Genomic DNA, 11,801 nt, shown 5'->3' with positions numbered 1-11,801 from the left:
ATCATGACCAAGAAACGCCTGTCCCACCCAGTCAAAGCACTGGCCCTGGCCCTCGGCCTGTTCAGCTCGGCCGTTTTCGCGGCCGACGCTCCGCTGAAAATCGGCACCACCGCAGCCTTCGCCATCCCGCTGGAAGCCGCTGTAGAAGAAGCCTCCAGACAAGGCCTGAACGTCGAGCTGGTGGAGTTCACTGACTGGATCGCACCCAACGTCAGCCTCGCCGCCGGCGACATCGACGTGAACTACTTCCAGCACATCCCGTTCCTCGAAAACGCCAAAGCCGCCTCGGGTTTTGATCTGGTGCCGTTCGCACCGGGGATCATCAACAACGTCGGTCTCTATTCGAAAAAATACAAAAGCTTTGATGAGTTGCCCGAAGGCGCCAGCGTCGCCATCGCCAACGACCCGATCAACAGCGGGCGTGGTTTGCAATTGCTGGCCAAGGCCGGTTTGATCACGCTGAAGCCGGGCGTCGGCTACAAGGCTACTGAAGACGATATCGTCGCCAACCCGAAGAAAATCAAAATCCTCCAAGTCGAAGCCGTGCAATTGGTACGCGCCTATGACGACGCCGATCTGGTCCAGGGCTACCCGGCCTACATTCGTCTGGCGAAGACTTTCGATGCCGGTTCGGCACTGCTGTTCGACGGTCTCGACCACAAGGAATACGTGATCCAGTTCGTCATCCAGCCGAAAAGCAAAACCGACCCGCGCCTGATCAAATTCGTCGACATTTACCAGCATTCGCCGGTTGTTCGCGCGGCGCTGGATAAGGCCCACGGCAAGCTGTATCAAGCCGGTTGGGAAAGCTGAGCATGACGGCCGCGATCCAACGGCGACTGGAGATTCCAGAGCCACACCATGCTGAAAAAACCGAGCTGCACCCCGAGCTGAATCGCGCCCATGTACGCTTCATCGGCCTGGGCAAAACCTACAACGGCCGGCAGGGCCCGGTCGCCGCGTTGCAAGGCATCGATCTGGCGATTCAGCGCGGGGAAGTGTTCGGCATCATCGGCCGCAGCGGTGCCGGCAAGTCGTCGCTGATTCGGACGATCAATCGTTTGGAACAGCCGACGTCCGGGCGCGTTCTGATCGATCAGGTCGACATCGGCGAGTTCGATGAAGACCGTCTGGTCGCCCTTCGCCGGCGCATCGGCATGATTTTTCAGCACTTCAATCTGATGTCGGCCAAGACCGTTTGGCAGAACGTCGAATTGCCGCTGAAAGTCGCGGGCGTAGCAAAAGAGCAGCGCGACAAAAAAGTCCGTGAATTGCTCGAACTGGTCGGTCTGCAAAGCAAGCACAAGGCTTATCCGGCGCAGCTTTCCGGTGGGCAGAAACAACGCGTCGGCATCGCCCGTGCGCTGGTGCACGACCCGGATATTTTGCTCTGCGACGAAGCGACTTCGGCCCTTGATCCGGAAACCACGCAGTCGATCCTCGGCTTGCTGCGTGAGATCAACCAACGCCTGGGCCTGACCATCGTATTGATTACCCATGAGATGGCAGTGATCCGCGAAATCTGCGCCCGCGTTGTCGTGCTTGAACACGGGCGAGTTGTCGAGCAAGGCCCGGTCTGGGAAGTGTTCGGCAATCCACAGCATGAGGTCAGCCAGACCTTGCTCGCGCCGCTGCAACACGCGTTGCCGGAGGAGTTGCAGAGCCGCTTGCAAGCTCAAGCGCCCTCCTCCGAGGCCGCTGTGGTGCTGCGTTTGCAGTTCACCGGCAGCGCCAGTGACGAGCCGGATCTGGCGGCACTGTTCGCTGCATTGGGTGGCCGGGTGAAGCTGCTTCAGGGCGGCGTCGAACGGATTCAGGGGCATGCGCTGGGGCAACTATTGCTGGCGGTGAGCGGCTCTTCGTTCAGCGCCGAGCAACTGCGCGAGCGCGCCACGCCTTGGGCGCAACGGGTGGAGGTACTGGGTTATGTGGTTTGATCGCTTGTTGCAGGGTTTTATCGACACGTTTCTGATGGTCGGCGTGTCGTCGCTGATCGCCTTGCTGGTGGGGATTCCCATGGCGGTGATCCTGGTCACCAGCGACAAGGGCGGCATCTATGAAGCGCCGGTGTTGAACCGTGCCTTGGGCGCGTTCGTGAACCTGTTCCGCTCGATCCCGTTTCTGATTCTGATGGTCGCGCTGATTCCGTTTACCCGGTTGATTGTCGGCACCACCTACGGTGTCTGGGCGGCCGTGGTGCCGCTGACGATTGCGGCGACGCCGTTCTTTGCGCGGATTGCCGAAGTGAGCCTGCGTGAGGTCGATCATGGTTTGATCGAAGCCGCGCAGGCGATGGGTTGCCGACGTTGGCACATTGTCTGGCATGTGCTGTTGCCCGAGGCGCTGCCGGGGATTGTCGGCGGTTTCACGATTACGCTAGTGACGATGATCAACTCCTCGGCCATGGCCGGGGCGATTGGTGCCGGTGGCTTGGGGGATATCGCTTATCGCTACGGCTATCAGCGCTTTGACAGCCAGATCATGTTGACGGTGATTGTGTTGCTGGTGGCGTTGGTCGCGGTGATTCAGTTGGGTGGGGATCGCTTGGCGCGGGGGTTGAACAAGCGGTGAGTCTGGCCGAGCTCATGCGGCGCCTCTGAACCCGCTTTCGCGAGCAGGCTCGCTCCCACATTTGGAATGTGTTTCCCTGTGGGAGCGAGCCTGCTCGCGAATGGCTGCGCAGCAGCCCCGAACCCGATGGCGTATATTCGGCAAATCCCAATTGCCCGCGTATCCCGACCATGAAGCAGACCCCCACCGATCTCGAACAGATCACCGCGACCACCCTCGGCCATTACAACTCAGTGGCCGAAGACTTCCGTGAAGGCACCCGCGATCACGATGTCAGCCAGAACATTGATGCGTTGCTACGGCATATTCAGGGCACGGCGCCATTCACGATTCTGGATTTTGGCTGCGGCCCAGGGCGGGATCTGCAAACGTTTACGCGCATGGGGCATGTCGCTGTGGGTCTCGACGGTTCGCAAGAGTTTGCCCGAATGGCCCGTGAGGACAGTGGCTGCGAGGTGCTGCAACAGGACTTTCTGAAGCTGGATCTGCCGGCCGAACGCTTCGACGGGATCTTCGCCAATGCGGTGCTGTTTCATGTGCCGCTGCAGGAGTTGTCGCGGGTGCTCAAGCAATTGCATGGCGCCCTGAAGCCCGGTGGCGTGCTGTTCAGCTCGAATCCACGCGGGGATAACCGTGAGGGCTGGAACGGGCCGCGCTATGGCTCGTATCACGATCTTGAGGCGTGGCAAGGGTTGCTGACGGCGGCAGGGTTTGTCGAGCTTGAGCATTACTATCGGCCGGCCGGGCTGCCGCGTGAGCAGCAGCCTTGGTTGGCCAGCGTTTGGCGTAAGGCTTGAGTCGAGTCAGAGAAAAGCCCCTCACCTGTAGAGACCGGTACATCCTTTACAAATTAGACCGGGGACATCGTTTACACCTTTACAGGCTTGAAACGCGTTTGGCGCCTCTTTCAAGCCTGCCTAAACAGTGGCTGCAAAGGTACAGTTCCCAAGCGTCATCAGCCACTTCCTTCAACGCGATGTCCTCTCCAATTAGAGCCTCTCCTAGAAAAATCAGCTGTCCTTTCCATTTGATTTCCCCATTTGACCGAACCTTGCGTACTTCAACGTCGGAACTGTATTCAAGCGCAGGCAAGTAACCAGGATAAGCGCGTGTCGATGGGCTATAGACAGATGCCGGCGGTTTCATACCCAGCGCGGTGTGCGGTCGGTGGTGGTTGAAGTCTTGGATGAATTCCTGAAAAGCCAACTGCTGGCGCACCAGGTTTTCCGCCGGTGGCACTGCTGCCTTTAGCGTTCGATGCATCCGTTCATGTCGACCATTTTGGTCGGGACGGCCAGGCGTAATCGTTTCGACATGGATTCCAAGCCTGATGAACCAAACCGATAACTTCGAAAGTCGCGCCAGACCTGTCGATGCGAAAGGAGCGCCATTGTCAGTGCGGATCACATCCGGCAGCCCATATTCTCGAAAAGCCCACTCGAAGCCTTCCCGCGTCGGCGCTCCGTGCGTACTGGGCAAAGCGCGACAGACGAATAAAAAGCGGCTCATCTGATCGGTAATGGTCAGCGGATAGCACCAATTGCCGTCCTGCATTTTGAACTGCCCTTTGTAATCAGCACACCAAGTCTGGTTGGGCGCGTCGACCGGACGCAAATGCGTTGGAGCACGGGGACGCGGGGGATAGGGCCGTCGCGCCACCACCAAACCAGCTTTCTTCAACCACTCCCCGGCGGTACTCGCCGCCGGCCATTGGATATGCGGATCGGAATCGCGCAGGCGATCAATGATCTGCTTGGGTCCCCGATCGGGATGTTCGTTTTTCTTGGCCAGCAGCGTGGCAATGATTTCGTCGGGCGTTTGATGAGGACAGTTCAACGGCTTGCGCGATTGCTCTTTCAAGCCATCTACGCCTAACGCTGCGTATCGTTCCAGCCACTTGTCGATGGTTGGACGGCTGACACCATAGCGCCGGCTTAATTGGCTCTTGGTGTAACTGCCGCCAAGCCAGTCGCTGACTAACTTCACTCGTTGATCCATTGGGGACTCTTGATTCCAGGGCATGGTCAGCACCTCCTGACCATGATTAATACCTGTAAACCATGTCCCCGGTCTCAAACGTAAAGGATGTACCCGGTCTTTACCACCCCCAGCCCTCTCCCGGAGGGAGAGGGAGCCGATTGGGGGATATTTAAGCAGTACGCCGACCGGATCTAACTTAGCTGAACCCATAATCGACCCGATCCTTCAGGTCGATGGATAGCGTCAGACACCTAGGTCAGTCCCCTCTCCCTTTGGGCGGTCCGACGTTTCGGGAGGGTTAGGGTGAGGGGCGCTGTTGACTCAATCCTTCTTTGGTTCGCGAATCTTGTACCAGGCCACATACAGCGCCGGCAGGAACAGCAGCGTCAGCAACGTCGCCACCACAATCCCGCCAATCATTGCGTAAGCCATCGGTCCCCAGAACACTTCCCGGGCAATCGGGATCATGCCCATGCTCGCCGCTGCCGCGGTCAACAGGATCGGCCGGCGCCGGTGCTCGGTCGCTTCCACCACCGCATCCCACGGCGCATAGCCTTTCTGCTCGAACTCATCGATCTGCGTCACGAGGATCACCGAGTTACGGATGATGATGCCGATCAGCGCGAGAATCCCCAGGATCGCCACGAAGCCCATCGGCGTGCCGGTCGGCACCAGCGCCAGCACTACGCCGATCAGCCCCAGCGGCGCGACACTGGCGACGAGGAACATCTTCTGCACGCTGTGCAACTGGATCATCAGGAAGGTCGCCATCAAAAACAGCATCAACGGCAAAACCTTGGCAATCGGCCCTTGGGCCTTGCCGCTTTCCTCGACCGTACCGCCGGTGGCGACCTTGTAGCCCACTGGCAGTTTGTCAGCGAAGGCATCAATCGACGGCTTGAGCAGTTTCACCAAATCGGTCGGCTGGATCTCGTCGCGCACCGAGGCCTTGATGGTGATGGTCGGCAAGCGGTCACGACGCCACACCAGCGGCTGCTCCAGTTCATAACGCACGGTGGCGAACGCCAGCAGCGGGATCGACGTGCCGTTGGGCGTAACGATCTGCAGATTCTGCAGGGTTTCCGGCGTACCGCGCTCCGAATTCACCGCCCGGCCGACCACATTGATCAGGTAGATGTCGTCGTTGACCTGGGTCAGAGGCGCGCCGCTGACGATGCTGTTCATCAGGTTCGCCACGTCTTCGGAGGACAACCCGAGTTGCCGCGCCTTGTCCTGGGCGATGTCGATGCGCAGAACTTTGCCCGGCTCGTTCCAGTCGTAAATGATCTCGCCGATGTGCGGGTTCTTGTCCAGTTCGGTGGCCAGGTCGATGGCGTGCTTGCGCACCTGATCGATGTCCTTGCCACTGACCCGGTACTGGATCGGACGCCCCACCGGCGGGCCCATTTCCAGCGCCTGGACGTAACTGCCGATGCCGACGAAGTCTTTGTGCAAGCGCTCACGCAGGCGTTGACTCAGGGCCTCGCGGGCTTCGAAGTCTTTGCTGACGATCACCAGTTGTGCGTAGTACGGGTTTTGCAATTGCTGGTCGAGCGGCAGGTAGAAACGGATCGCGCCCTGACCGATGTAGGTGCTCCAACGCACAATGTCCGCGTCGCCTTTGAGGGTTTCTTCCAACTTGTCGACGGCTTTGCGGGTTTCGTCAATCGAGGCGTTTTGCGGCAGGTTCAGGTCGACGAGAATTTCCGGCCGGTCCGAGGAAGGGAAGAACTGGTTCTGCACAAAGCGCATGCAAAACACTGCCAGCACGAACAGCAGCACGGTAATGCCGATGGCCCACCAGCGATTGCGCATCGCCCACAATAGACCGCCATTGAACGCACGCCCGACGCGGCCCGGCTCGGCTTCATGGGGTTTCACGTTGGCGCTGAGAATGTGCACGCCGATCACCGGAGCGAAGAACACCGCCACCACCCACGAAACCAGCATCGCCACAGCAATCACCGCAAACAGCGTGTAGGTGTACTCACCGGCGGAACTGGCGTTGAGGCCGATGGGCACGAAACCGGCGACCGTCACCAGCGTCCCGGTGAGCATCGGGAACGCCGTCGAGGTGTAGGCGAACGTCGCTGCCTCCTCCTTGCTCTCGCCCATTTCCAGGCGCGTGACCATCATCTCCACGGTGATCATCGCGTCGTCCACCAACAGACCGAGGGCGATGATCAAGGCACCGAGCGAAATCCGCTGCATGGTGATGCCACTGTATTCCATGAATACAAACACCATCGCCAGCACCAGCGGAATCGAGCACGCCACCACCAGGCCGGCGCGTACGCCGAGGCTGATGAAGCTGACCACCAGCACGATGATCACCGCCTCGAACAGGGCACTGGTAAAGCCACCGACCGCTTCTTCCACCACCACCGCCTGATCGGACACGGTGTGCACACCCACGCCAACCGGCAAGTCTGCGGTCAGTTCATCGATGCGTTGGTGCAACGCCTTGCCGAACTCCTGAACGTTGCCGCCCTTCTGCATGGCAATCGCCAGACCAATGGCCGGTTTGCCGTCGAAGCGGAATTCCGGGGTAGCCGGATCGGTGTAACCGCGAGTGATGTCGGCGATGTCAGCCAATCGATAGAAACGGTCGTTGAGCTTGAGATTGACCTCGGCCAGATCTTTCTCCGAGGCGAACTGCCCCGAGGTGCGCACGGAAATCCGCTCAGGGCCGGCCTCGATCACACCGGCCGGGGTCACGGCGTTCTGCGATTGCAGACTCTGCACAACCTGACGCTGATCGATACCCAACGCCGCCAGTTTGCGAGTAGAGAAGTTCAGATAAATCACTTCGTCCTGCTGGCCGATCATTTCGATCTTGCCCAGCCCCGGTACATTGCGGATCTCGGCCCGCGCCTGTTCTACGTAATCGCGCAACTGGCGCATGGTCAGGCCGTCGGCGGTGAAGGCGTAGACCGAGCCGAACACATCACCGAACTCGTCGTTGAACCCGGGCCCTTGAATACCTTTGGGGAACTGCCCGCGAATGTCGTCGATCTTCTTGCGCACCTGGTACCAGATTTCCGGGATGTCCTTGGCGCTGGTGGTATCGCGCAGGTACACGTACACCGTCGATTCGCCGGGGCGCGTGTAACTTTTCACGTAGTCGAGGGAGTCGAGTTCTTCGAGTTTTTTCTCGATGCGGTCGGTGACCTGCGCGAGGGTTTCTTCCTGGGTCGCGCCCGGCCATTTGGTCTGGATCACCATGGTCTTGATGGTGAACGACGGATCTTCTTCGCGGCCCAGATTGAAGTACGAGAACACGCCCATCAGCAACGCGACGAACATCAGGTACCAGACGAATGACTGATGCTTGAGGGCCCATTCGGAGAGGTTGAAAGAGCCTTTCATTGACTGTCCTCGTCAAGTTTTACCGATTGTCCGGGTTTGAGGCTGTTGACGCCGGCGCTGACCACGCGCTCGCCGTTCTTCACGCCGCCCGCGAGCACTACGCTGCTGTCGGTGCGGCTGATCACGCTGACGTCGCGGGGGCTGACGGTTTTGCTCTGAGTGTCGATGACCCAGATCCGTAGTTTGCCGTCGACCTCCTGCAAAGCGGTAGCCGGCAATTCGATGCGCGGTTTGATCGCCGAACTGAGGGTCACGCTGATCGCCGTGCCGAGGCGGAAACCGTCCGGTGTCTCGGCCAGAGTCAGGCGTGCCCGACGAGTACGCGTGGCGCTTTGCGCCTGCGGTTCGATCTCGCGAAGGGTTGCCGTGGTGTTGATGCTCGGGTCGAGTTGCCCGGCCACCAGAAACACCACGTCGGAAGGAATCTGATCGACCAGGGTGTCGGGCAGATCGATCACCGCTTCCTTGATGTCCGGTTGCGCCAGAGTCACGACCTGCTGGCCCGCCGTCACCACTTGCCCAGCTTCGGCGTTCCACGCGGTGACCACGGCTTTATGGTCGGAACGCAGTTCGGTATAGCCGAGCTGGTCCTTGCTTTGATTGACCGCCGCCCGTGCCTGGTCCAGCGAGGCCTGGGTGGTTTTCAAGTCTGTGGTGGCGATGTCCAGTTGTGCCTGCGCCCCTACGCCACGATCAAACAGCGCCTGCTGACGGCGGGCATTGGCCTGGGCATTGATCAGTTGCGCCTGAACTCTGGCCAGGTCGCCCTGGGCCGAACGCAATTGGTTCTGCTGATCAGACGGATCGAGGGTGGCGAGCAGCGTGCCCTTTTGCACTTCGGTTCCGACATCGACGTTGCGGCTGGCGATGCGGCCACCGACGCGGAAACCGGTGTTGCTTTCATAACGCGCCTGGATGCTGCCGGCGAAACGCCCGAGGCTTTCCTCGCTCAACGCTTGAACTTTGACCGATAGCACCGGACGTACCGGCTCCGGAGGTGGCTCGCTTTTCGAGCAGGCCGCCAGCAACACACCCACGGATAACAGCCCCAGACGCTTCATGGCTGTGCTCCCGGTTGCAGATCCTTGTAGGTGTTTTCAGCGATTTCGACTTTCATGCCGGGATGCAACAACTGTCCTCCGGCGACAATGACTTTCTCCCCGCCCTTGAGGCCTTCGCTGATGATGACCTTGCCGATCAGGTAGCGGCCGACGGTCACGTTGTGCAACTGCGCTTCACCTTTATCGTCGACCATCCACACCGCCGGATCACTGATGTTTTTAGTCAGCGCCGACCATGGCAATTCGACTGCCGACTTGCCGCTGCCCTTGGCGGTGGCGCTGACCACCGAGCCCAGCTGCATCCCTTGTGGCAGGCTGTCGAGGCTGACTTTGACTTGCACCGTGCCGGACTGCGCCGACACCGCCGGGGTGATTTCACGCACCGTGCCGGTGGTTTTGATGGCAGGGTTATCGAGCAGACTGACGACGATCGAGGGATCCGCAGGGCGCTCGGCCAGCAGTGATTCGTAGACATTGAACACCGCGTCACGGTCGCCATCGCGGGCCAACGAAAAAATCGGTGCCGTGGCCTGTACCACCTGGCCGACTTCGGCCTGACGCTCAGTGATCACGCCCGGGGCGTCGGCGATCAGTGCGGTGTAGCTGAGCTGATCTTTAGCGTTGGCCAATTGCGCCTGCGCCGCGCTCAAGGCGCTCTGGCTGCTGCGCAACGCGGCTTGGGCGGAATCGTATTCGCTCTGGCTGGTGTAACCCTTGGGCAGGAGTTTTTGCTGGCGCACGAAGGCGGCCGCACTTTGTTTCACCCGGGCTTGTTCAGCGACGACTTGGGCCTGGGCCGAATCGACGTTGGTCTGCAAATCCTTGGGGTCGAGCTTGGCCAGCACTTGTTTGGCGGTGACCCGGTCGCCGACATCAACCATACGCTGGATGATCTTGCCGCCGACGCGGAACGACAGCTCGGTCTGCACGCGCGCCTGCACGTCACCGGTCAATGTCACCGCAGCGGCGTAATCCGTGGGTTTGACTTCCTGTACAAAGACCCTGGGCAGGTATTCCTCAGGGGCTTTTTTCTCGCCGCAGGCGGTCAGCAAAGTGAGCAGACTCAGCATGACCGCTGTTTTCAAACCGGGACTCGCCATGCAGACTCCTTCCTGTGTACGAACGTGCAAGTGACGATACGACTGTGAGCTTAGAACAGGGTTCAACGTTCGCCCGTTCGTCCCCCATATTTCCTGAAGGAGCTGCCGTAGGCTGCGATCTTTTGATCTTTTAAAAACAACATCAAAAGATCGCAACCTTCGGCAGCTCCTACAATAGGCGCCTGAAGAGAAGGAATTCCATGCTCAATACTCTCGCGGTGGGCAATTACCGTTCGATCAACAAATTGGTGATTCCGCTCGGCCGTCTGAACCTGATCACTGGCCCCAATGGCAGCGGCAAATCCAATCTCTACCGAGCCTTGCGCCTGTTGGCGGAAACCGCTCAGGGTGGCGTAGTCAATGCGCTGGCCCGTGAAGGCGGACTGGAGTCGACCTTCTGGGCCGGGCCGGAAACCATCAGCCGGCGCATGCGCAATGGTGAGGTGCCGATCCAGTCGACGGTACGCCAAGGCGTGAAGCGACTGCGCCTGGGGTTCGCCGGGGAAGATTTCAGCTACTCGATCAGCCTGGGGCTTCCCGACTCGAACGGCCACTTCATGCTGCCCGAGCAGTCGCGCCCCATTCCTTCGCGATTCAGCCTCGACCCGCAGATCAAGCGCGAATGCATCTGGGCCGGCCCGCTTTACCGCCCCGCCAGCTTGCTGGTGGATCGCGACGGCCCGATGATCCGCGCACGCGCCGAGCGCAAATGGGATGTACTGGCGCAACACACGCCGAATTTCGACAGTTTGTTTGATCAGGTTGGCAGCCTGCGCAGCTCGCCGGAAGTGTTTCAGATGCGCGAGTTTATTCGCCGCTGGCGCTTTTATGATCACTTTCGCAGCGATGCCGATGCACCGGTGCGCCAACCGCAATTGGGTACGCGCACGCCAGTGCTGCATCACGACGGCCGGGATCTGGCGGCGGCGTTGCAGACCATCATCGAGATTGGTGATGGCGATGCGATGCGTGCGGCGATTACCGATGCGTTTCCTGGCGCGCGGGTGCATATCGAAGCGCAGGCCGGTGGACGTTTTGCCATCGAGTTTTATCAGGAAGGTTTGTTGCGGCCGTTATCGGCGGCGGAGCTGTCGGACGGCACGTTGCGTTATTTGCTGTTGGTTGCGGCGCTACTGACGCCGAGGCCGCCGTCGCTGATGGTGCTGAACGAACCGGAGACCAGCCTGCACCCGGATCTGCTGCCAGCGTTGGCGCGGTTGATTATCCGTGCCTCGGAGCAGTGTCAGGTGTGGGTGGTGTCGCATGCGCGGCGGTTGATTTCGGCGTTGCAGGAAGACCCGGAATGCAATTGCATCGTGCTGGAGAAAACCCTGGGGCAGACCGGGATTGTCGGTCAGCGGGTGCTGGATGAGCCGGCGTGGAACTGGCCGGATTGAGTGATTCAGGCAAAAGCCCCTCACCCTAACCCTCTCCCAAAGGGAGAGGGGACTGACCGAGTTGTTCTTTCGAGTTACGCCGACATGAAAGTCTCGAGTTGAACGCAGGTTTTGAAAAGCCCAGAGATCGGCTCCCTCTCCCACCGGGAGTAAGCTGGGGTGAGGGACTGATTGGGGGATGCTCAAGAGTGACGCCGACGTGAAAATGCATCTGTGAATCCAAAATCGAAGTGACACCGACACGAAATGCGTCTGTGAATCCATAATCGACTCGGTTTGTCAGGTCGATGTCTGATGCAAGACACCTCGGTCGGCCCCCTCTC

At 59.8% G+C, this 11,801-nt stretch carries 9 protein-coding genes; 5 read left to right on the top strand and 4 right to left on the bottom strand.

The genetic code is table 11. From position 1 onward, the window contains the following. Window positions 1-3 precede the first annotated feature (3 nt). The 4 genes from ACOYXH_RS26655 to ACOYXH_RS26640 all read left to right on the top strand — a co-directional run bounded on the left by ACOYXH_RS26655 (window position 4) and on the right by ACOYXH_RS26640 (window position 3,368). Window positions 4-813 (top strand): MetQ/NlpA family ABC transporter substrate-binding protein, encoded by an 810-nt coding sequence (locus ACOYXH_RS26655; protein ID WP_220557298.1) that lies wholly within the window; start codon window positions 4-6, stop codon window positions 811-813. Between the two features lie 2 nt (window positions 814-815). Further along, window positions 816-1,937 carry a methionine ABC transporter ATP-binding protein gene (locus tag ACOYXH_RS26650; RefSeq protein WP_460066687.1) on the top strand — a complete coding sequence of 374 codons (1,122 nt, stop codon included), beginning with the start codon at window positions 816-818 and terminating at the stop codon, window positions 1,935-1,937. After that, window positions 1,927-2,571: a methionine ABC transporter permease gene (locus ACOYXH_RS26645; protein ID WP_034151854.1), complete on the top strand. Its 645-nt coding sequence runs from the start codon at window positions 1,927-1,929 to the stop codon at window positions 2,569-2,571. The genes ACOYXH_RS26650 and ACOYXH_RS26645 overlap by 11 nt, the downstream gene beginning before the upstream one ends. A gap of 170 nt (window positions 2,572-2,741) precedes the next feature. After that, window positions 2,742-3,368: a class I SAM-dependent methyltransferase gene (locus ACOYXH_RS26640; protein WP_095047079.1), complete on the top strand. Its 627-nt coding sequence runs from the start codon at window positions 2,742-2,744 to the stop codon at window positions 3,366-3,368. Window positions 3,369-3,447: 79 nt separating this feature from the next. On the opposite strand, the gene ACOYXH_RS26635 is transcribed toward ACOYXH_RS26640, so the two are convergent. The 4 genes from ACOYXH_RS26635 to ACOYXH_RS26620 form a co-directional block, all read right to left on the bottom strand. Further along, complete coding sequence (locus ACOYXH_RS26635; RefSeq protein WP_460063314.1) at window positions 3,448-4,593, bottom strand: integrase core domain-containing protein; 1,146 nt, start codon at window positions 4,591-4,593, stop codon at window positions 3,448-3,450. A 279-nt stretch (window positions 4,594-4,872) separates the two neighbouring features. Continuing rightward, entirely contained in the window at window positions 4,873-7,920 is a 3,048-nt protein-coding gene (locus tag ACOYXH_RS26630; protein ID WP_095125259.1) for an efflux RND transporter permease subunit, read from the bottom strand. Next, window positions 7,917-8,981, bottom strand: coding sequence for an efflux RND transporter periplasmic adaptor subunit (locus ACOYXH_RS26625; RefSeq protein WP_095047077.1), 1,065 nt, complete (start codon window positions 8,979-8,981; stop codon window positions 7,917-7,919). The genes ACOYXH_RS26630 and ACOYXH_RS26625 overlap by 4 nt, the downstream gene beginning before the upstream one ends. After that, a complete protein-coding gene (locus ACOYXH_RS26620) occupies window positions 8,978-10,081 on the bottom strand; it encodes an efflux RND transporter periplasmic adaptor subunit (protein ID WP_220557296.1) in 1,104 nt (367 codons plus the stop codon). The genes ACOYXH_RS26625 and ACOYXH_RS26620 overlap by 4 nt, the downstream gene beginning before the upstream one ends. Window positions 10,082-10,281: 200 nt before the next feature. Between ACOYXH_RS26620 and ACOYXH_RS26615 the strand changes: the two genes are divergently transcribed. Continuing rightward, entirely contained in the window at window positions 10,282-11,478 is a 1,197-nt protein-coding gene (locus ACOYXH_RS26615; RefSeq protein ID WP_414927310.1) for an AAA family ATPase, read from the top strand. Window positions 11,479-11,801: the final 323 nt, after the last annotated feature.

The organism is Pseudomonas sp. Mb7 (genome assembly GCF_054790525.1).
The sequence above is the reverse complement of the archived record's forward strand: the minus strand, read 5'-3'. Positions and strand labels throughout refer to the sequence as shown.

Coding starts and splice junctions, on each gene's coding strand:
- ACOYXH_RS26655 (WP_220557298.1), top strand. CDS start 4: ATGACCAAGAAACGCCTGTCCCACCCAGTCAAAGCACTGGCCCTGGCC.
- ACOYXH_RS26650 (WP_460066687.1), top strand. CDS start 816: ATGACGGCCGCGATCCAACGGCGACTGGAGATTCCAGAGCCACACCAT.
- ACOYXH_RS26645 (WP_034151854.1), top strand. CDS start 1,927: ATGTGGTTTGATCGCTTGTTGCAGGGTTTTATCGACACGTTTCTGATG.
- ACOYXH_RS26640 (WP_095047079.1), top strand. CDS start 2,742: ATGAAGCAGACCCCCACCGATCTCGAACAGATCACCGCGACCACCCTC.
- ACOYXH_RS26635 (WP_460063314.1), bottom strand. CDS start 4,593: ATGCCCTGGAATCAAGAGTCCCCAATGGATCAACGAGTGAAGTTAGTC.
- ACOYXH_RS26630 (WP_095125259.1), bottom strand. CDS start 7,920: ATGAAAGGCTCTTTCAACCTCTCCGAATGGGCCCTCAAGCATCAGTCA.
- ACOYXH_RS26625 (WP_095047077.1), bottom strand. CDS start 8,981: ATGAAGCGTCTGGGGCTGTTATCCGTGGGTGTGTTGCTGGCGGCCTGC.
- ACOYXH_RS26620 (WP_220557296.1), bottom strand. CDS start 10,081: ATGGCGAGTCCCGGTTTGAAAACAGCGGTCATGCTGAGTCTGCTCACT.
- ACOYXH_RS26615 (WP_414927310.1), top strand. CDS start 10,282: ATGCTCAATACTCTCGCGGTGGGCAATTACCGTTCGATCAACAAATTG.